This is a genomic window from Variovorax sp. OV700, from assembly GCF_900099805.1.
In the GTDB taxonomy this organism is placed as follows: Bacteria; Pseudomonadota; Gammaproteobacteria; order Burkholderiales; family Burkholderiaceae_C; genus Variovorax.
Map to the genome: position 1 here is coordinate 527311 of NZ_FNDR01000001.1, position 20674 is coordinate 547984.

Genomic DNA, 20674 nt, shown 5'->3' on the forward strand with positions numbered 1-20674 from the left:
GCTATTTTTCAACACTTTGCAACATCCGGCGGAGCAGGCAATCACCTACTTCGCCCCCGAGGCGAGCCATTGTTGCGCGATGAACAAATGAACTGCGCGCTGATCGCGCAGCGCGTTTTCAACTGTCGGGCCGGTACGCGGAGTCCAGCGTGAGGGTGCCCACGGCACGCGATACGCAGGCGCAGATGCGGGTGGCCGCCTGCTTCTCGTGCTCGCTCAGGAACACGTCGCGGTGGTCGATTTCTCCGTCGACCGCGAGCACGTCCATGGCGCAGAGGCCGCACTCGCCGCGCTTGCAGTCCCAGAGCGTTTCCACGCCGGCGGCGTCGAGCGCCTCGAGCAAAGTGCAATCGGCCGGCACGGTGATCGCCAGGTCGTGCCGGGGAATGCGCACGGTGAAAGCCTGCGTCGGAAGCCGGCCGCTGCTGCCGAAGGTTTCGAAGCGCAGGTCCGCCGGTGCACGGCCCGCCGCCTGCCAGGCGCGCTTGACGGCTTCGAGCATCGGCACGGGGCCGCAGGTGTAGAGCTGGCCGCCCGCGGGCAGCGCCGCGATGGCCGCCGCGAAGTCGATGGGTGCCGCGCCCTCATGCGCGACGACGTCGTCGCCAAGGGCCGCGCGCAATTTATCGAGATAGGCCAATTCGCCCGCATGGCGCGCGCCGTAGAGCATCTTCACCGGCACGCCGGTGCGCCGCGCGTGATCGCCCAGGCGCTCTGCCATCATCACCAGCGGCGTGATGCCGATGCCACCAGCCACCAGCAGGTAACCCGGCGCCGAGAGGTCGAGCGCAAAGTGATTCTGCGGCGCGCTTACCTGCAGCCGGTCGCCGACGGCCAGGCGCCACATGGCGAGCGAGCCGCCGCGGCCGTCGTCGAGCCGCTTGACGGCAATGCGCCAGCACTGGCCGTCGCCCTCGCCCACCAGCGAGTACGAGCGCGTCTGCAGCTTGCCATGGGCCGCCATCACCTGCACCTGCAGATGCGATCCGGGCTCGTACGTGGCGGCAAAGCCCGGCTCGGGCCGCAGTTCGAATTCACGCACCGTGGGCGTCACGTCGCGCAGCGCAACAATTTGCGCCTGCATCCATCGAAGGTCGTTTTTCATCGGGGAGAAAACCAGCGGAAAAAGAAAATCGGCCGCTCAGCCGCGGCGGCGGATCAGCTGCACACCGGGCAGCGGGCGCTGCTCGGCGGTGGGCGTGCCGTGCAGCGCCTCGCGCAGGTTGCGCCGCGCAATGCGGCTGTGCTCGCGCATCAACGCCTCGGCGCGCGAGCCTTCGCCGGCCTCGATGGCGTCGAGCACCTGCAGATGCTGGTCTTGCGCGATCACGAGCATGTCGCGCGCGGCGGGCGAGTTGGCCTGCACGATGACGAAGCCCGACGGCGATGCGAACGGCAAGTTGATCACGCGCTCGAGCTGCTGCGCGATGACCGGGCTCGCCGCCATCTCGCACAGCAGCGAATGAAACTTCTCGTTGTGCGTGACGTAGCGCGAAAACGCCGCGTCGTCCAGCGCGGGCTCGCGCAGCAGTTCATCGATGCGTGCCAGACACGCACGCGCTTCGCGCAGCACCACCGGCGCCGCCCCGCGCTCGGCCGCGAGCCGCGCCACCAGGCCTTCGAGCGTGCCGCGAAGCTCGATGGCGTCCGCCACGTCGCGCTCCGAAAAAGTACGCACTGCGTAACCACCGTTGGGCAGCGCCTCGAGCAGGCCTTCTTGTTCCAGCCGCATGAGCGCGCTGCGCACCGGGGTGCGCGAAACGCCGAGCTGCTCGGAGATGGCCACCTCGGCAATGCGCGCGCCGCCCGGCAGTTCGCCGGCCAGGATCATTTCGCGCAATCGCAGCTGCGCCTTCACGGCCTGCGAACTTCCGCCGTCGCCGGATTCGACGGGTGATACGGCTGCGACCTTCATGCGGCGCTCTTCTCGGCGGGACGGATCGGGATCGGAGCGCGCGCTGGCGTTTCCTTCTCGACCATTCGGTCGATCAGCCGACGCGCCCACATCGAGCCCGCGTCGATGTTGAGGTTGTAGAACTGGTGGTCGGGCCGCTCGTCCATGGCCTTTTGCTGCGCCTCGAGCACGAGCTCGTCCTCGCGGAAGATACCGGCCACGCCCTCGCGCAACTCGTGCGTCAGGCGCTGCTCGCCCAGGCAGTAGTTGCGCGCAAAGGCCCAGAAATAGAGGCAGGTCTTGTCGGTCTCGGGCGTGATGGTGTTGAGCACGTAACCGTTCACGCCCTTGCTGCGGTCGCCGGGGTTGCCCTCCTTCGGCACCGCGCCGCTGCCCGCCTCAGCCACGCCGACGTCGATGTTCACGGTGCACGGCCCCTCGAAGCGGATGATCTGCCAGCGATCGACCTTGCCGGCGTAGTCGCGCGCATGGCGGATCTGGCCACCCCAGAACGGCGGTGGATCGATGTTCTCCATCCACCGCGTGACGGTGGCCGAGCGGTCGCCGTGCGTGGCGACGAAGGGCGCCTCGGCCACTTCGCGATTGCCGATGGAAGAACCGTGCACGAAGGTCTCGTGCGTCAGGTCCATGAGGTTGTCGACCACCAGGCGGTAGTCGCAGTTCACGCGAATCATCTTGCCGTCGCCGGCCCATGCCGGGTCGTCGTTCCAGTGCATGTCGGGCACCAGTGCCGGGTCGGCCTTGGCCGGGTCACCAGGCCAGATCCAGACGAAACGGTGCTTCTCGACCACCGGGAAGCTGCGCACGCAGGCCGAAGGGTTCAGCGTTTCCTGGCTCGGCATGTGGGTGCAGCGGCCCTGGCTGTTGTAGACCAGGCCGTGGTAGCCGCACACCAGTTCGTCGCCTTCGAGCTTGCCCAGCGAGAGCGGCATCAGGCGATGCCAGCAGGCGTCTTCGAGCGCGGCAACCTGTCCGTCGGTACGGCGGAACAGCACCAGTTTTTCGTTGCAGATCGTGCGCGGCAGCAACGCATGACGCACTTCCACGTCATAGGCGGCGGCATACCAGGCGTTCAATGGAAAGGCGGTCGTGGGCGTTTTCATGAATACCCAATGTATACATAAAATCAGAAATATCCAGTGGAATTCCTTAAAATCAGGGTAAATACCGACTTCAATGTATACATATCGGCGTGTTTCCGAGGCGATACGATGTTCGATTCGTTTTCAGCCACGACGGAGATCAACATGTCACAGCACGCCGCCCTGCCCGCCCGTTACGACCACGTCGGCAGCTTCCTGCGCCCCAAATACCTGCTCGAAGCGCGCGAGCAGAACGCCAAGGGCGAGATCACGCCCGAGCAGCTCCGCAAGGTCGAAGACAAGGCCATCACCGAGATCGTCCGCTTCCAGGAAGACATCGGCCTGAAGAGCATCACCGACGGCGAGTTCCGCCGCACGTATTTCCACATCGACTTTCTCGACCAGCTCGGCGGCGTGAAGACCGACATTCCGGTCACCATCCGCAAGCCCGACGGCACCGAGGAACTCGCGCCGCCCGCCATGCGCGTGATCGACAAGGTGCGCCACGTGAAGGACATCCAGCTGGCCGACTTCCAATACCTGAAGAGCCAGGTCTCGGCCGGACGCACACCGAAGGTGACGATTCCCTCGCCGACCATGCTGCACTTCCGCGGCGGCCGCGCGGGCATCAGCAAGGACGCGTATCCCGAGCTCGATCCGGTGTTCTACGACGACGTGGCCAAGGCCTATGGCGACGAGCTGCGCTCGCTGGCCGCAGCAGGCTGCACCTACGTTCAGATGGACGACACCAACCTGGCCTACCTGTGCGACGAGCACATGCGCGAAGCTGCCCGCAAACGCGGCGACGACCCGAACGAACTGCCGCACCGCTATGCCGCGTTCATCAACAAGGTGGTCGCGCAAAAGCCGCCGGGAATGCTGCTGGCCATGCACCTGTGCCGCGGCAACTTCAAGAGCACGCACGCCGCGGCCGGCAACTACGAGCCGGTGGCCGAGGCACTCTTGAAGGAGATGGACCTGGACGCCTACTTCATGGAATACGACGACGCCCGCTCGGGCGACTTCAAGCCGCTGCGCTACCTGCCCAAGGGCAAGACCGTGGTGCTCGGCCTCGTGACCACCAAGTTCGGCCAGATGGAAGACAAGGACGAACTCAAGCGCCGCATCGAGGACGCAGCCAAGTACGCGCCGCTCGAACAGCTCGCGCTCTCGCCGCAGTGCGGGTTCTCGAGCACGGTGCACGGCAACAACATCGCGGTGGAGGCGCAGCGCAACAAGCTGCGCCTGGTTGTGGAGACCGCGCAGGAGGTCTGGGGCTCGACCTGACGCTTCGTTTCTGGTGAAGTCGGGGGCATGACGACGACCATTACAAAAATCCTCTCAGGCCCCCTCAGCATGTTCGGCGCGAAGGTGCAGATCGCCGCGCTCGAAAAAGGCATTCACTTCGAACTGACGATGGTGCCGTTCACCAAGGACGACGCTTACGAGCCCAAGCACCCGGACGTGCTGCGCATCAACCCCGTCAAGCAGCAGGTGCCGGTGCTGATCGACGGCGACGTCGAGCTCTTCGACTCGACGCAGATCTTCGAATACCTCGAAGACCGGTACCCCACCCCCGCGCTGTGGCCCCAAGGTGTTGCCGAACGGGCACGGGCGCGGCAGCTCGAGCAGAAGTCGGACGAGGTCTTTTTTCCTAACGTGATCAGGCTCTTCGGCCTGCAGCACGACATGCAGAGCGCGGCCGCCGTGGCGGCCTGCGCCGCGTGCGCCCGCTACTACGACGAGATGGAAGGCCTGCTGGCCACGCGCGAGTACCTCGCGGGCGCATATTCCTTTGCCGACATCGCCTTCTACATGGCCTGCATCTTTGCCGACCGCAAGGGTGCGCGCATGACGCAGGCCACGCCGCGGCTCCTCGCCTGGCGCAGCCGCATGGGCGAACGGCCCGCGGTGCAAACGGTGGTCGAACCGATGATGCGCTTCCTGGCTTCCGAAGGTCGCGACGTGGCCTCGTTCCTGATGCCACGCTGATCGCTGGCGACAACCCCGGCTCCTCAGGCATCATTGCCGCATGCCGAACACCCGTTTCGACTGGCTTCCTTCACCGTCACAGCATTTCCTCGTCGTCACCTTCGCGCTGCTGGTCTATGTGCTGACCACGCGCGCGCGCCGCGAACAGCGGGCACCCACCACGGCCATTGCCTGGGTCATGGGGCTCGTGCTCATGCCCTACTTCATCCTGCCGATCTATCTCTTGTTCGGCCAGCGCAAGCTGCGCCCGGCCGGCTCGCCGCGGCCGCCGCGCTCGGTGCCGCCGGGGCACTGGGCGGCAGACCTGATCGAAAGCTTCGGCCTCGCGCCGCCGGGGCCCTGCGCGATCCGCATGCATGCCGACGGCGAGGCCGCGCGCGAGGCACTGTGGCAGGTGATCGAAGGCGCACGCGAGCGCATCGACGTGTGCACCTTCATCATCGGCGACGACGCGCTGGGCCGCGCCGTCATCGAGCGGCTGGCGCAGCGCGCGCGCGAAGGCATCAAGGTGCGCGTGCTGCTCGACGGCTTCGGTGCGCTGACATTGCCGCGCCGCCACTTCGAAGTGCTGCGCGCGGCGGGCGGAGAGGTCGCCGTGTTCCGCCCGTTCTTCAGCCTGCGCCGCATCGGGCCGCGCAACCTGCGCAACCACCGCAAGTTCACCATCGCCGACGACGGCTGGCTGTGGTCGGGCGGGCGCAATCTGGCGGGCGAATACTTCACCGGCAACCACAAGCATCCCGAAGGCTGGCGCGATCTTTCGTTCGACCTGCGCGGCAGCGTGGCCGCCGCGGCGGCCCGCCAGTTCGACCATGACTGGAGCTCGGTGCGCGGCCGCAAGGCGCGCGCCATCACCGCCGATGACGTCGATGAAAGCGCGGGCGGCGCCATGGCGCAGTTCCTGCCGAGCGGCCCCGACCAGACCGAGGACACGGCCCATGCGCTGCTCATCGACGCCTGCTTTCGGGCCGAGCACCGCGTGCTGGCGATCACGCCCTACTTCGTGCCGGGCGACGGCCTGCGCGATGCGCTGCGGCTGGCCGCGCGGCGCGGCGTGGAAGTGACCATCGCGATCCCCGCGCAGTCGAACCACCGCCTGGCCGATTTCGTGCGCGCGCGTGCCATGCGCGACCTGGCCCGCGCGGGCGTGAGCTTTCGCATGCTGCCGTTCATGGCGCATGCCAAGGCCGTGGTGGTCGACAACGAACTGGCCATGTGCGGCTCCATCAACCTCGACCTGCGCAGCCTGCTGCTCAACCACGAGGCGGCCGTGGTGTTCTACGGCCCGCACGAGATCGACTGGCTGGCCGAATGGGTCGCCACCACGGCTTCCGCCGGCGAGCCCTACCGCGCGCGGCGGCCGGGCCTGTTGCGCGACGTGGCCGAGGGGCTGCTGCTCACCGTCGCTTTCCAGCTTTAGCGGGCGCCGGCGCCTTGGCTTCCTTCGCCAGCGCATCGAGGCCTGCGAACACGTAGCGCATCAGGTCGTCCGCCAGGCCTTCGGTGTCCTTGAGAGCCGGCAGCACTTCGTTGCGGAGGTTTCTGGGTGCCACCGTCATCACGATGCAGGGCAGTACCACGAACAGCATGGCGCGCTGCACCGAGGGATGATCGTCAGGCAAATCCATGATGCCGCCGAGCAGGCCGCGGATCAGCTTGGCCTTGGGTAGCACCGCCTGCCGGATCAGCACCGGCAGGGCCGGCGAAGGCGAAAGCGCCTCGCGCAGCACCACGCGAAAACCCCAGGGCGCCTTGGGCTGGCTCCCCATCTCGATCAGGTGCGTGAGAAAGGTCCGCAGCTTGAGCCGTGGATCGGTCGGCACGCTGGCCAGGCTGACCAGTTCGTCGATGCTCACGAGCTGGCGGTGCGCCTCGATCAGCACGGCCTCGTAAAGGCCGTCCCTGCTGCCGAAGTGATAGTTGACGGCGGCCATGTTGGTGCCGGCGCGCGTGCAGATTTCCTTGCTGGTGCTCTCGGCGAAGCCGCGCTCCGCAAACAGCTGGCCCGCGGTTTCGAGGATGTGCAGGCGCGTGGCGCTGCCGTCGGTGCGGGAGGTGCGTGGAATGCGCGCCGCAGCCTGGCGCGGGACGGGGGAACGGGCGCCCGAAGGACGGGCGCTGGAAAAGCGGGAAGCCATGGCCTAAGGTTAATCGAAATGAAAAAATACTTCAAATTCAAATTCCAATTTGATAACATCCAACCTGATCCGGAAATCGGCAGGAGCCCGCCAAATGAACAAGAAACCTCTCATTGCCGCTGCCGTCTTGGTGCTGGCCGCCGCAGCGGGTGGCTGGTGGTACTTCCATCGTTCGGCCACGCCGTCCGACCAGCTCGTCCTGTATGGCAACGTCGACGTGCGCCAGGTCTCGCTGGCCTTCAACGCCAATGACCGCGTGGCCGAGCTCGCAGTGCGGGAAGGCGACCACGTGCGCGCGGGGCAGTTGCTGGGCAGACTCGACACCCGCTCGCTCGTGCTGCGCGTGGCGCAGTCGCAGGCGCGCATCGGCGTGCAGGAGCAGGCGCTGCTGCGCCTGAAAACCGGCAGCCGGCCCGAAGAACTGGCGCAGGCCAGCGCCCAGGTGGCCGCGGCGCAGGCCGATGCCGACCTTGCACAGCAGCAGCTCGCGCGCCTGCAGGCCATCGGCCAGACCACGGCCGGCCGCGCCGTGAGCCAGCAGGACCTCGACAGCGCCCAGGCCCGCCGCAAAGTGGCGATGGCGCAACTGCAAAACGCGCGCAAGGCGCAGCAGCTCGCCGTTGCCGGTCCACGCAAGGAAGACATCGCGCAGGCGCAAGCCCAGCTCGAATCCGCGCGCGCCGATCTCGCGCTCATGAACCACCAGCTCCAGGAGGCCGAGCTCAAGTCGCCCATCGACGCCGTGGTGCGCGCCCGCCTGCTCGAGCCCGGCGACATGGCTTCGCCGCAGCGCCCGGCTTTCACGCTGGCAATCACCGATCCCAAATGGGTACGCGCCTACGTGGCCGAACCCGACCTCGGCCGCGTGCGGGCCGGCCAGGAAGCCAGCGTGACCACCGACAGCCAGCCCGGCCAGCCCATCACGGGCAAGGTCGGCTATATCTCGTCGGTGGCCGAGTTCACGCCCAAGACGGTGCAGACCGAGGAACTGCGCAGCAGCCTGGTCTACGAAATCCGCGTGATGGTCGACGACAAGGAAGACCGCCTGCGGCTCGGCATGCCGGCCACCGTGCGGCTGCAGCTGTCGTCGAACGGCAAGCCGTGATGACGGACCTCATCGACCGCCGTTGCGCCTCGCCCCCTCCCCCTCTGGGGGAGGGCTGGGGTGGGGGCAAGCGGCGTGTCTATCGGGCGCTCTGCCCTGCCCCCATCCCAACCTTCCCCCGGAAGGGGAAGGAGCAAGACCGCATGCCCGGAGGGACGTTGAATGCTTCGCACTGAGCCCGCCGTCAATGGACGCTCCCTGCACAAACGCTTCGTGGTCAAGGCCTCGAAGCAGGTGGTGCGCGCGCTCGACGGTGTGTCACTCGATGTGCCCGCCGGCACGCTCACCGCACTGGTCGGGCCCGATGGCGCCGGCAAGACCACACTTCTGCGGCTCATGGCTGGCCTGATGCGTGCCGACGAAGGCGAACTGCGCGTGCTGGGCATCGATGTATCGGCCACTCCGCAGGCGGTGCAGGACCGCATCAGCTACATGCCCCAGCGCTTCGGCCTCTACGACGACCTGAGCGTGCAGGAGAACCTCGACCTCTACGCCGACCTGCACGCCGTATCCGCCGGCCAACGGCGCGAACGCTATGCGCGGCTGATGGAAATGACCGACCTCGGCCGATTCACCACCCGCCCCGCGGGCAAGCTCTCGGGCGGCATGAAGCAGAAGCTCGGCCTCGCCTGCACGCTGGTGCGATCGCCCGAGCTGCTGTTGCTCGACGAGCCCACTGTCGGCGTCGATCCTCTCTCGCGGCGCGAACTCTGGCAGATCGTGCAGCAATTGGTCGATGACGAAAAGCTCTCGGTCATCGTGAGCACTGCGTACCTCGACGAGGCCGAGCGCTGCAGCCACGTGTTCGTGCTGCAAGAAGGCCGGCTGATTGCACAGGGCACGCCGGTGGAAATCCAAAGCCATGCGCAAGGCATGTGCTTCGTCGCCGCGCCGCCGAAGGGCGAGCCGCCGCGCCTGATGCAGGCCCGCCTGCTCGATGCGCGGCAGGACATCGTCGACGCCGTGCCGCAAGGCGGCGAGGTGCACTTCATCCGGCGCCAGGGCGCGGACGACGCGGCACTCGGCCAACTGCTCGCCGGCGCGCGCGCCGAGCCTGTGCCGCCGCGGCTCGAAGACGGCTTCATGATGCTGCTGCGTGCGCACCAGCCTGCTGCGCCGAACGTCGCGCCGCCCGCTGTCGAGAGCCTTGCGCCAGCGGAAGGCGAACCCGGCGAAGTGGTCATCGAGGTGAAAGACCTGGTGCGCCGCTTCGGCGATTTCGTGGCCGTGGCGAGCACCAGCTTCTCGGTGCGGCGCGGCGAGATCTTCGGCCTGCTCGGACCCAACGGCGCGGGCAAGACCACCACCTTTCGCATGCTCTGCGGCCTCTTGCCCGCGAGCGGCGGACAGCTGCGCGTGGCCGGCGTCGACCTGCGCCATGCGCGCGCACAGGCCCGGCAGCGCATCGGCTATGTGTCGCAGAAGTTCGCGCTCTACGGCAACCTCACGGTACGCGAGAACCTCTCGTTCTTCGGCGGCGCCTACGGCCTGCGGGGAAAAAAGCTGCAGGAGCGCATGGACACGGTGTTGCGGCAGTTCGACCTGGAGCGCGAACTCGATGCGCCCAGCGGGCAGCTGCCCGGCGGCTACCGCCAGCGCCTGGCCATGGCGACGGGCCTGCTTCACGAGCCCGAGATCCTGTTTCTCGACGAGCCCACCAGCGGCGCCGACCCGCTGGCACGCCGCGAGTTCTGGCGCCGCATCACGGCCCTGGCCGAAGGGGGCACCACCATCGTCATCACGACCCACTTCATGGAAGAGGCCGAGTACTGCGACCGCATCGTGATCCAGGACGCGGGCAAGGTGCTGGCCATCGGCACGCCGCGGGAGGTGCGCACGCAGGCGCTCGATGGCGAGGATCATGAAAAGCGCATCGACATGGAGCAGGCCTTCATCGGCATCGTCGAGAAGGCGCGGAAGGAAGAGCGCGAGAAGAAAAACGAGAAGGTGGCGGCATGAGTGGTTTTTGGACCCGCCTCATCTCCCTCACGCGCAAGGAATTTCGCCAGTTGCTGCGCGACCGCAGCAACCTGGCCATCGGCATCCTGCTGCCGATGGTGCTGATCCTGATCTTCGGCTACGGCATGTCGCTCGACGTGAAGAACGCACCCGTGGGCGTGGTGCTCGAAGACCCGTCGCCCACGGCGCACGAAGCCATTGCCGGCCTGCAGCTTTCGCCCACCATCGCGCCCGTACTGCTGGGTTCCATGCACGACGCCGAGACCCTGATGCGCGAACGCAAGATCGACGGCATCGTACGCGTGCCCTCCGACTTTTCGCGCGAGCTGGCCGCGGGCAATGCGCGCGTGCAGCTCATCGTGCATGGGGCCGACGCGGGCCGAGCGACCATCATCCAGGCCTACGTGAGCGGCGCACTCGCGCAAACGGCCCTGCGCCAGGCGGACCGCGGCGGCGGCACCACTGGCACCGACGCGCCCGCCACGGGCCGCGTGACGGTGGAGCAGCGCATGTGGTTCAACGCCGCGAACACCAGCACCTGGTACCTGGTACCGGGGCTCATCGTGCTGATCATGACCCTGGTCGGCGCCTTTCTCACTGCGCTGGTGATGGCCCGCGAATGGGAGCGCGGCACGCTCGAGGCGCTGTTCGTCACGCCGGTGCGGCCGGTGGAAATTCTGCTGGCCAAGATCATTCCGTATTTCGCGGTCGGCATGCTGGGTTTGACGCTGTGCCTCCTGGCCGCGCGCTTCCTGTTCGCGGTGCCGATGGTCGGATCGCTGTTCGCGGTAGTGCTCAGCTCCATGCTCTACCTCATCGTTGCGGTGAGCCTGGGCCTCGTGATCTCGTCGGTCACGCGCAACCAGTTTCTTGCGAGCCAGGTGGCGCTGATCGCCACGTTCATGCCCTCGATGATGCTGTCGGGCTTTTTGTTCGACCTGCGCAACGTGCCCACCGCCGTGCGCGTGATCGGCCATGTGCTGCCCGCCACCTACTTCATGGACCTGATCAAGACGCTGTTTCTCGCGGGCGACGTCTGGCCGCTGATCTGGCGCAACTGCGCGGTCCTGCTCGCCTATGCGGTGGGCCTGCTGCTGCTTGCCCGCGCCGTCACGCGCAAGAGCCTCGACTGAAGGACGGCACTCCATGACCGACTTTCTGCTGCGCATCGCGAACCTCTGCAGGAAGGAGCTGCTCGCCATCTTCAAGGACCCGGCGAGCCGCGTGATCCTGTTCGTTCCCGCGATCATGCAAAGCCTGATCTTCGGCTACGCCGCCACCTACGATCTCTCGAACGTGCCCTATGCGTTGCTCGACCAGAGCCGCACGGGCGCATCGACCGAACTGATTGCGCACCTCGACAGCACCGGCGTCTTCCACCGCATGGCCACGCTGCGCACGCAGGCCGATATCCGCGAGGTGATCGACACGGAGAAGGCGCTGCTGGTGATCCAGATCGCACCCAATTTCGAGCAGCAGCTCAGTGCGGGCCAGCCCGCGGCCATCCAGCTGATCCTGGATGCGCGCAACTCCAACACGGCGGGGTCCGCGGCCGGTTACGTGAGCGCAGTGGTGGAGCACTACAACGCCGAGCTGCGCACACGCGCCGGCGCGCCGCCAAGCCCGCTCACCATCGAGTCCCGCGCGTGGTTCAACCCGAATCTCCAGACGCGCTGGAACCTGCTACCCGGCCTCATCGCCGCGCTCAGCATGCTGCAGACACTGCTGCTCACCGCCCTCTCGGTGGCGCGGGAACGCGAGCAAGGCACCTTCGACCAGTTGCTGGTCACGCCGATGTCGCCGCTCGAAATCATGATCGGCAAGGCGCTGCCGCCCATACTGGTCGGCCTTGCGCAGTCGACGCTGATCCTGCTGGTGGCGCTGTTCTGGTTCCGCATTCCGATGGCGGGCTCGCTGGCCACGCTCTACACCGGGCTGGTTTTCTTCACCGTGGCGAGCGTGGGCATCGGCCTCTCGATCTCGGCGGTGTCGGCCAACATGCAGCAGGCCATGCTCTACACCTTCGTGCTGCTGATGCCGATGATGCTGCTGTCGGGCCTGACCACACCGGTGCGCAACATGCCGCACGCGCTGCAGGTGATCACCATGGCCAATCCGCTGCGCTTTGCGATCGACCTGGTGCAGCGCGTGTACCTGGAGGGCGTGGGCCTGGCGACGGTGTGGCACAACCTCATTCCGCTGTCGATCATCGCCGTCGTCACGCTGCCGCTGGCGGCCTGGCTGTTTCGCCATCGCCTGGTGTAGGGCCTGTGAACGCTATGGAAGGGGTCGCGAAGCTCGCCACAGCCCGCCCATCAAGGCGCGTGACGCCGTGCGTGCGTCGGCACGCACAAGGAGCGCAACGCCGAGGAGCGGGCTGTGGCGAGCTTCCCTGCGGGTTGTTTCGCCAAGGGGCCGTCTGCGGCGTTGCTCGCGCTTGCAAGGCCAAAGCCTTGCTGCGCACGGGCGCCTTGCATACAGCCCCTTGGCGAAGCAACGCGATCCCCTTCCATAGCGTTCACAGGCCCTAAACCCGGGAGCACCGCATGTCTGCATCACGCACCCTCTTCTTCTCCTGTTCAGTTCTCGCGCTTCTTCTTGCAGGTTGCGCCATGGGTCCCGACCATCGGCCCACGGAGGCACAAACGCCGGCCGATTGGTCCGCATGGCACGGCGGCTCGCAGACCTTGCTCGGCACCGAGCGGACGGCGGCGCCCACGGCCGCCGCATCGGGCGACTGGAGGGCCTTCCACGATCCGCTGCTCGACCGTCTGCAGGCACGCGCGCTGGAGGCCAACCATGACCTGCAGACCGCCGCCCTGCGTTTTGCGCAAAGCCGCGTCCAGCGCACCGTGGCGGCGGCGCTGCAAGCACCGCAGCTCAACGCCAGCGGCAGCGTCAACCGGCAGCGCCAGAGCGAAACCGGCGCCGCCACCCGAATGATCGATGCGCTCGGCTCTTCGGTGTCCAACCGCGACCAGCTGATCCGCACCCTGAGTGAGCCGTACAACCTCTACCAGGCGGGATTCGATGCGTCATGGGAGATCGACCTGTGGGGCCGCGTGCGGCGCAGCATCGAGGCCGCTGATGCGGACGCCGGCGCGTCGGCCGCCCTGTTGCAGCAGGCGCAGCTCAGCGTGCAGGCTGAGGTGGCGCGCAACTACTTCGAGCTGCGCGGTGCGCAGCTCGAACTGCGGCTGGCACGCGCCGACATTTCGGCGGCGGCCGAGTCGCTCGAGCTGGTGCAGGCGCGCGCGGACGGCGGCCTGGTCACCGACCTGGACCCGACACGCCAGCGCACGCAACTGGCCGAGCTGCGCGCACGCATTCCGATGCTGTTGCAACAGGAGGCCCAAGCCATGAACCAGATCACGCTGCTCACAGGTGCGCAGCCCGGCGCGCTGAACGCCGACCTCGCTCAGCCCTCCGACGGCGCAGGCGAAACGTTCGAAGCACTTCGTGGGCCGCCGCTGCCCGATCTTGCGTTGGGCCTGCCTTCCGACGTGGCGCGCCGACGCCCTGACATTGCCGCGGCGGAAGCGCAGCTGCATGCCGCGACGGCGCGCATCGGCGTGGCCGCGGCCGACCTCTATCCGCGCGTGACGCTCGGTGCGGGCTTCGGCTACGAATCCGCCGGCAGCGAGCGCTTTGGCGAATGGGGTAGCCGGCAATGGCACATCGGCCCTTCCATCAGCCTCCCGATCTTCGACAACGGCCGGCGTCGCAGCACCGTAACCCTGCGCGAACTGCAGCAGCAGGAAGCCGCGGTGGCTTTCCAGCAGACGGTGCTCAAGGCGTGGCACGAGATCGATTCGGCGCTGAGCGCCTACACCGCCGAACGCCAGCGCCATGCGGAACTGGTCGAGCGCGAGCGCAACAGCCGCGACGCGCTCACGCTCGCGCATGCGCGCTATGCGAACGGGCTCACTGATTTCGGCGTCGAGCTCGACGCCCGCCGCGCACTGTTGCAAGCCCGGCGCGACCGGGTGCAAAGCACGAGCCGCATGGCGGTTGGCCTGGTGGCCGTCTACAAGACACTCGGCGGCGCCATGCCGCCCGCCGCCGCCGTTGCACCACCCGGCTAGAAAGTGTTGGTGAAGCTCGCGTTGCCAAGGCCCGTTCCGATGGTAAGTACGCCCCAGTGCGAAACGTCGCGCATGAAGGGCAACTCGCTCAGGCCCTGCACCACCGCGTCGTTGTGCATCAGGATCAGCGTGGGACCGGAACCGATCATCGGCATGCGCCGCCACAGCGCGCTGGGCAGGTGAAACGCGCGGCTTTCCCAATCGCCGGGCAGGTTCTGCGTGCCGCGCTCAATCGAGCCGTCCTTGCGAATGAGCCCCGGGCACGCGATGCCGATGAAAGGCGCCAGGCGGATGTGCTTGCGCTCGCAGTAGCGGACCATATCCTCCAACATGAGCGCGATGCGTTCGACCATGTCGGTGCGGTTGGGGCTGTCGTCCGCATGGCGCCACTTCTCGCGCCGCACCACCTTGGCCAGCGACAGGTCGCGCGCCTTGCGCCGGCGTGTCTTCACGATGCCGCATCGCACGTTGGTGCCGCCGATGTCCACGGCGAGGATGGCGTCGTGCTTCTTCAGCATGGCCGGCGGCGTGAGGTGCACCCAGCCGATGAGGCCGCCGTCGTCGACCTCGTGCGACAGCCGCCCGAGCTGTACGTGCACGCCCATGTCTTCCAGGATGGCACCGGTCTGCAAAATGGCGCGCTCGCCCACATCGCTTTCGGTGAAGCCGCCGCCCACCACGATGCGCTCCACCTTCTTCCATGAAGGCTGGCGCGTGAAGCGCTGGATCACCAAGGCCAGTTCTTCGGCAAATTCCTCGATGGCGGCGTGCATCAGGTCGCCGGCATCCGAGGGCTTCTGCAGCACGCGGTCGAGCTGCTTCTTGCTGAGATCGCGCGAGTGTGTCTTGCCCAATGGATCGGTACCGGCCTTGCGGCGGCGCTTCCGCCAGCGTTCGAGCAACTCCCTGAAGGCGGTCTGGCTGGCCTGGTCGCCGACGAAGCCGTCCTTGTCGCGCAGCTGCAGGCTGTAGCCCTCCACCCTGAGGCCCGGGAGCTCGCGCAGGCCGTGCACGTCGGGGCCGGGCAGGAGTTGGGTTTTCTTCTTCATGCCGGCCATGATGGGTGCGATTGCATCCGCACAGCATCGGTAGCCCGCACCAGGGTTTGTAGGAGATGAGCGGGTGCCCCGACCGGGGCGATGTCTATACACTGGCCCCCGATGTGCCTGCCCCACCGCCGCATCCTGCGCGCCGCATTGTTGTTGTTCGCCATAGCCTGGCTCGGTGCCGCTGCGTCGGCGCAGCCCGGCGAGGGCACGCTGCGTGTCGGCTCCAAGCGCTTCACCGAGTCGTACATCCTGGCCGAACTGCTGGCCCAGACGGCGGCACCGCACACCGCATCGCCACCGGTGGTGCGGCAGGGGCTGGGCAACACGGCCATCGTGTATGAAGCGCTGCGTTCGGGCGCCATCGACCTGTATGCCGAATACACCGGCACCATCGCACTCGAAATCCTCAAGGGCTCGCCAGCCGAAACGCGCGAGGCCATGAATACGGCGTTGGCACCGCTGGGCCTGGGCGTGGCCATTCCGCTGGGCTTCAACGACGGCTATGCGCTGGCCGTGCGGGCGGCCGATGCCGAACGGCTCGGCCTGCGCACGCTGAGCGACCTGGCAAAACACCCCGAACTCAAGCTGGGCCTCTCGAACGAGTTCATCGGCCGCGCCGATGGCTGGAAGGGCCTGGCCACGCGCTACGGCTTCACGCAGACGCCGACCGGCCTCGACCACGGGCTGGCCTATGAAGCCGTGGCCGCGAAGCAGATCGACGCGATCGACATCTACACCACCGACGCCAAGATCGACCACCTCGGCCTGGGCGTGCTGGAAGACGACAAGAAATACTTTCCGCGCTATGACGCGGTGGTGCTCTACAGGCTCGACCTGCCGGCGCGGCTGCCGAAGGCCTGGGCCGCGCTACAGGCACTCGAAGGCCGCATCGACGAGCGCGCCATGATCGCAATGAATGCGCGCGCCGAGCTGCAAAGCGTGCCCTTCGACGCGATTGCGCGCGACTTCCTGGCCAGCACGGGCGAGAAGGCGCAGCAGTCCCGGGAGCCCAGACGCGGCTTCATCGCCAAGCTGTTCGGACCCGATCTCTGGCAGCTGGCACGGCAGCACCTGCTGCTGGTGGCGGTGTCCGTGGGCGTTGCGATTTTGATTGGCGTGCCGCTCGCGATTCTCGTGTTTCCGCATGTGCGGCTGCGCGCGCTGGTGCTGGGCCTGGCGAGCATCCTGCAGACCGTGCCGTCACTCGCATTGCTGGCGGTGCTGATCTCGCTGCTCGGCGCGATCGGCGCGCTGCCCGCGCTGATTGCACTCACTCTCTACTCGCTGCTGCCGATCATGCGCAACACGGTGACCGGCTTGGCCGAAGTGCCGAATGGCCTGCGCATGGCGGGCACCGCGCTAGGCATGACGCCGCCGCAGAGCCTTCGGCTGGTGCTGCTGCCGCTTGCGCTGCCCACGCTGCTGGCGGGCGCTCGAACGGCCACGGCCATCGCCATCGGCACGGCAACCATTGCGGCCTTCATCGGCGCGGGCGGATTCGGCGAACGCATCGTCACGGGGCTGGCGCTCAACGACCGCGAGCTGCTCGTGGCGGGCGCGCTGCCGGCCGCGGCGCTGGCGCTGCTGAGCGAGGGGATCTTCGAGCTCGTGGAGATGCTGATGCGCCGTCGGCGCCAGGCGCCGCAGCCGTCTTCGCCTCCGCCATGAGGCAGTCGCGCAGCAGCGTGGCGCCCACCCCCAGGGACTTGTCGGCACGGTGACAGAAGTAGGACGGCTGGTCCGTTCTACCGTCCGGGCCGATGCGGTTCACCGGCAATTGAACCAGCGTTCCCGCGGCCAGGTCGTTCGCCACCAGCCACGCGGGCATCTTTCCCCACCCGAGGCCGGCGCGCAGCAGTTCGAGCTTGATGTACATGTCGGTCACGCGCCAGGTCGAAGGCGATAGCACATCGATGTCGTAGCCCTGGCTCAGCGCGCTGGGGTCTTCCACCACGATCTGCACGTGCTCCGCCGCGGCGGCATCCAGGCTCTTGCCGCCGCGCCGCGCGGCATGGACCGCCAGCGCGTGCGAAGGCGCGGCGACCGCCACCGTATGAAGCTGCAGCAGGAATTCGCGGCTGATCTTTTCGTCGGCATGGCCGAAGGCCGCGATGGCGAGATTGCACCGCCCTGAATTCAGCGCATCGATGGTGCCGCCCATGGAGCTGTACTCCACGCGGATGGCGATGCTCGGGTACACCGCGTGCATGCCGCGCATGGCATTGGCCACCATGGCCGGCGGAAAGAGCGTGTCCACCGCCAGCGCCAGCCCGAGTTCGATCCCCTGCTCGAGCCCGTGGGCGCGCGAGCGCAAGGCCTCGACCTTCGACAGGATGACCCTCACGTCGCCCAGCAGTGCCTTGCCCGTGGACGTGAGCACCGGCTTGTGGCCGGAACGGTCGAAGAGCCGCACCTGCAGTTGCTCTTCGAGATTGGCGATGGCGTGGCTCACGGCCGACTGCACCCGGTGCAACCTTGAAGCGCCGGCGCGAAAGCTCCCGGCGTCCGCCACGGCGACGAACATCTGCATCTGGCCCAGTGTGAGAACGTCCAACATGATCTGTGTACTCGATTGAGTTGGCCAATATTATTCGCTTTCATCGATCGTGTATTCGTCGCAAAGTGGCGGCATGCACAAGCAATTCGAAATACCCGGCGCACCGCCTGCCGCCGTAGCCCGCTCGCCTTCTTCAACGCACTGGCCCGCCGTGGGGCTGGTTGTGGCCGCTGGCGTGATGGCGTCCCTTCAGGTCGGCAAGGTCGCCATCGCGGTGCCCCAGTTGCGCACCGACTTCGGCCTCGATCTCTCGATGGTCGGATGGCTCATGGCGATGTTCTCGCTGCTGGGCGTACTGGGCGCCGTGCCCGTCGGCGCATGGGTCGCGCGCGCCGGTGACAGACGGCTGGTGCTCATCGGCCTGCTGGCCATTGCCGTCGGCAGCACGGTGGGCGCACTGGCAGGCAGCGTTGCAGTGCTGCTGGCGGGCCGCGTCGTCGAAGGCCTCGGTTTCGTGCTGATCACCATCGCAGGCCCCTCGGTGCTGCAGCGCGTGGTCGCGCCAGGCGGCAAGGACCTCGCATTCGCGATCTGGAGCTGCTTCATGCCGGCGGGAATTGCGATTGCGCTCTTCAGCGGCGCGCTGCAGGGCGGCTGGCGCGGCTTCTGGCTCGGCAATGCCGCGCTCGCGGCCGTGCTCGCGGTGCTGTTGCTGATCGGCGTTTCACGCGGCAGCAGCGACCGCGAGGCGCCAGTGTCGTGGCGCGGCATGGTGCGCGACGCGGTCCTCACCCTCCGAACTGGCGCGCCGGCGCTGATTGCAGCGTCTTTCGTGATCTACAGCCTGCAGTTTTTTGCGCTCTTCAGTTTTCTGCCGGTGCTGCTGATCGAACGCATGGGCGTGGGCACGGCCACGGCCGGATCACTGAGCGCCGTGGCCTGCTGCGTCAATGTGGCGGGCAACCTTGTGGCCGGCGTCCTGTTGAAGCGCGGCGCCGCGCGCTGGCTGCTGGCAGCATCGGCCAGCGCCTTGATGGGCCTTTCGGCCATCGGCATCTTCCTGCCGATGCTCGGTACGGTGCCGGCCTTTGCGCTGTGCCTGGCCTTCTCCGCCGCGGGCGGCCTGCTCCCCGCCACGCTGATCGGTACCTCCGCCCTCGTTGCGCCGAGCGCGCGGCTGGCGCCGATGTCGATGGGCCTCCTCATGCTGGGGAGCAACCTGGGCCAGATGATCGGGCCTGTGGTCGTGGGTGGCGCGGTGGATTCGCTGGGGTGGCCCGCGGCGGCGGCCATCGTTGCGGTGGCGGGCGTGATCGGCGTGCTGCTTGCGCTCGGGCTCAGGCGCTCGCTGGCACGCAGCGGCCACGCCCGATAAGGCGAATGGCCGGGCGCACCGCGCCCGGCCTTGAGAACATCAAGCCAGCGTATACGCCGTCTTCACCGTCGTGAAGAACTCCTGCGCATACTTGCCCTGCTCGCGCGGGCCGTAGCTGGAACCCTTGCGCCCGCCGAACGGCACGTGGTAGTCCACCCCCGCCGTGGGCAGGTTCACCATCACCATGCCCGCCTGGCTGTGGCGCTTGAAGTGCGTGGCGTGCTTCAGGCTCGTGGTCGCAATGCCCGCCGACAGCCCGAACTCCGTGTCGTTGGCCGTGGCCAGCGCTTCGTCATAGTTCTTCACCCGGATCACGCTCGCCACCGGCCCGAAGATCTCTTCCTTGTTGATGCGCATGGCCGCGGCCGATTCGCTGAAGAGGGCCGGCGACATGTAGTAGCCGTCCGTCTCCAGCTTCAACCGCTCGCCGCCCGCGGCCAGCGTGGCGCCTTCGCCCCGGCCGATGGCCACGTACTCCAGGTCCTGCTCCAGCTGCGACTGGGAAGAGACCGGCCCGATGTCCGTGCCCTGGGCCAGCGCATCGCCCACCTTGATCTTGGCCATGCGGGCCTTCATCGCCTCGATGAACTTCGGATAAATGCCTTCGGTCACGATCAGCCGGCTGGAGGCCGTGCAGCGCTGGCCGGTGGAGTAGAAGGCGCTTTGCACGCTGAGTTCCACCGCCTGGGTCAGGTCGGCGTCGTCCAGAACGATCTGCGGGTTCTTGCCACCCATCTCCAGCTGCACCTTCTTGTGGTGGGTCACGCACTGCACCGCGATGTTGCGGCCCACGCCCACCGAACCGGTGAAGCTGATGGCATGGATGCCGGGGTGGCTGACCAGGGCCTCGCCGATGACGCTGCCGCGGCCCATCACGAGGTTGAACACGCCCGCGGGGATGCCCGAGCGGCTGATGATCTCCGAGAGTGCCCAGGCGCAGCCGGGCACGAGGTCGGCGGGCTTCAAGACCACGCAGTTGCCAAAAGCCAGGGCCGGGGCGATCTTCCAGGCCGGAATGGCGATGGGGAAGTTCCAGGGGGTGATGAGGCCCACGACGCCGACGGGCTCGCGGGTGATCTCCACGCCGATGTTGGGGCGCACCGAGGGCAGCAGCTCGCCCGCCAGGCGCAGGCATTCGCCGGCGAAGAACTTGAAGATCTGGCCGGCGCGGGTGGCTTCGCCGATGCCTTCGGCGCGGGTTTTGCCTTCTTCGCGCGCCAGCAGGGTGCCCAGTTCTTCCTTGCGCGCCAGGATCTCGGTGCCGATCTTGTCCAGCGCATCGGAGCGCGCCTGGATGCTGCCGGTGGCCCAGGCGGGGAAGGCGGCGGTGGCGGCGGCCACGGCGGCCTGGACATCGGCGGCGCTGCCCTGGGCGTACTGGCCCAGCACGTCGCTGAGGTTGCTGGGGTTCAGGTTGGGGCTGTAGCTGGCGCCGGTGCGCCATTCGCCGCCGATCAGGTTGTCGAAGTTTTGCATT

General features: G+C 67.4%; 16 protein-coding genes and 1 pseudogene. 10 read left to right on the forward strand and 7 right to left on the reverse strand.

Going from position 1 to position 20674, the window contains the following annotated elements:
• Positions 1-118 precede the first annotated feature (118 nt).
• Genes BLR24_RS02430 through BLR24_RS02440 form a run of 3 tightly spaced genes read right to left on the reverse strand, consistent with a single transcriptional unit; the run spans position 119 to position 3018 of the window.
• Complete coding sequence (locus tag BLR24_RS02430; RefSeq protein WP_093012031.1) at positions 119-1105, reverse strand: PDR/VanB family oxidoreductase; 987 nt, start codon at positions 1103-1105, stop codon at positions 119-121.
• Positions 1106-1141: 36 nt separating this feature from the next.
• Positions 1142-1915, reverse strand: coding sequence for a GntR family transcriptional regulator (locus BLR24_RS02435; protein ID WP_055804981.1), 774 nt, complete (start codon positions 1913-1915; stop codon positions 1142-1144).
• The gene (locus BLR24_RS02440) at positions 1912-3018 is read right to left on the reverse strand and encodes an aromatic ring-hydroxylating dioxygenase subunit alpha (protein ID WP_093012035.1); all 1107 of its coding nucleotides are present in this window, start codon (positions 3016-3018) and stop codon (positions 1912-1914) included. Before BLR24_RS02440 ends, BLR24_RS02435 begins: the two co-directional genes overlap by 4 nt.
• A 144-nt stretch (positions 3019-3162) precedes the next feature.
• On the opposite strand from BLR24_RS02440, the gene BLR24_RS02445 reads away from it, so the two are divergent.
• The 3 genes from BLR24_RS02445 to BLR24_RS02455 are packed head-to-tail and all read left to right on the forward strand — an operon-like array spanning position 3163 to position 6409.
• Complete coding sequence (locus tag BLR24_RS02445) at positions 3163-4284, forward strand: 5-methyltetrahydropteroyltriglutamate--homocysteine S-methyltransferase (protein ID WP_093012781.1); 1122 nt, start codon at positions 3163-3165, stop codon at positions 4282-4284.
• Between the two features lie 27 nt (positions 4285-4311).
• On the forward strand, positions 4312-4989 hold the full coding sequence (locus BLR24_RS02450) for a glutathione S-transferase family protein (RefSeq protein ID WP_093012038.1): 678 nt from the start codon (positions 4312-4314) through the stop codon (positions 4987-4989).
• Between the two features lie 40 nt (positions 4990-5029).
• Positions 5030-6409 carry a phospholipase D-like domain-containing protein gene (locus BLR24_RS02455; protein ID WP_093012042.1) on the forward strand — a complete coding sequence of 460 codons (1380 nt, stop codon included), beginning with the start codon at positions 5030-5032 and terminating at the stop codon, positions 6407-6409.
• On the opposite strand, the gene BLR24_RS02460 is transcribed toward BLR24_RS02455, so the two are convergent.
• Entirely contained in the window at positions 6387-7127 is a 741-nt protein-coding gene (locus tag BLR24_RS02460; RefSeq protein ID WP_093012045.1) for a TetR/AcrR family transcriptional regulator, read from the reverse strand. The genes BLR24_RS02455 and BLR24_RS02460 overlap by 23 nt on opposite strands.
• 94 nt (positions 7128-7221) lie before the next feature.
• Between BLR24_RS02460 and BLR24_RS02465 the strand changes: the two genes are divergently transcribed.
• The 5 genes from BLR24_RS02465 to BLR24_RS02485 all read left to right on the forward strand — a co-directional run bounded on the left by BLR24_RS02465 (position 7222) and on the right by BLR24_RS02485 (position 14276).
• Complete coding sequence (locus tag BLR24_RS02465; protein WP_093012049.1) at positions 7222-8232, forward strand: HlyD family secretion protein; 1011 nt, start codon at positions 7222-7224, stop codon at positions 8230-8232.
• A gap of 162 nt (positions 8233-8394) precedes the next feature.
• The gene (locus BLR24_RS02470; protein WP_093012052.1) at positions 8395-10191 is read left to right on the forward strand and encodes an ATP-binding cassette domain-containing protein; all 1797 of its coding nucleotides are present in this window, start codon (positions 8395-8397) and stop codon (positions 10189-10191) included.
• On the forward strand, positions 10188-11324 hold the full coding sequence (locus BLR24_RS02475; RefSeq protein ID WP_093012055.1) for an ABC transporter permease: 1137 nt from the start codon (positions 10188-10190) through the stop codon (positions 11322-11324). Before BLR24_RS02470 ends, BLR24_RS02475 begins: the two co-directional genes overlap by 4 nt.
• Positions 11325-11337: 13 nt before the next feature.
• Positions 11338-12456, forward strand: a complete 1119-nt coding sequence (locus BLR24_RS02480) for an ABC transporter permease (RefSeq protein WP_093012060.1) — start codon at positions 11338-11340, stop codon at positions 12454-12456.
• Positions 12457-12737: 281 nt separating this feature from the next.
• On the forward strand, positions 12738-14276 hold the full coding sequence (locus BLR24_RS02485; RefSeq protein WP_093012063.1) for an efflux transporter outer membrane subunit: 1539 nt from the start codon (positions 12738-12740) through the stop codon (positions 14274-14276).
• Here the strand turns inward: BLR24_RS02485 and BLR24_RS02490 are convergent.
• The gene (locus tag BLR24_RS02490; protein WP_093012784.1) at positions 14273-15325 is read right to left on the reverse strand and encodes an ROK family protein; all 1053 of its coding nucleotides are present in this window, start codon (positions 15323-15325) and stop codon (positions 14273-14275) included. The genes BLR24_RS02485 and BLR24_RS02490 overlap by 4 nt on opposite strands.
• 111 nt (positions 15326-15436) lie before the next feature.
• On the opposite strand from BLR24_RS02490, the gene BLR24_RS02495 reads away from it, so the two are divergent.
• On the forward strand, positions 15437-16993 hold the full coding sequence (locus BLR24_RS02495) for an ABC transporter permease/substrate-binding protein (RefSeq protein ID WP_175543145.1): 1557 nt from the start codon (positions 15437-15439) through the stop codon (positions 16991-16993).
• Between the two features lie 49 nt (positions 16994-17042).
• Here BLR24_RS02495 and BLR24_RS02500 read toward each other — a convergent pair.
• Positions 17043-17882, reverse strand: a pseudogene (locus BLR24_RS02500) (LysR family transcriptional regulator); the annotation flags it as partial.
• A 73-nt stretch (positions 17883-17955) separates the two neighbouring features.
• Here BLR24_RS02500 and BLR24_RS02505 point away from each other — a divergent pair.
• A complete protein-coding gene (locus BLR24_RS02505; protein ID WP_093012066.1) occupies positions 17956-19197 on the forward strand; it encodes an MFS transporter in 1242 nt (413 codons plus the stop codon).
• A 39-nt stretch (positions 19198-19236) separates the two neighbouring features.
• Here BLR24_RS02505 and BLR24_RS02510 read toward each other — a convergent pair whose 3' ends face one another.
• The gene (locus BLR24_RS02510; protein ID WP_093012069.1) at positions 19237-20673 is read right to left on the reverse strand and encodes an aldehyde dehydrogenase family protein; all 1437 of its coding nucleotides are present in this window, start codon (positions 20671-20673) and stop codon (positions 19237-19239) included.
• Position 20674 lies beyond the last annotated feature (1 nt).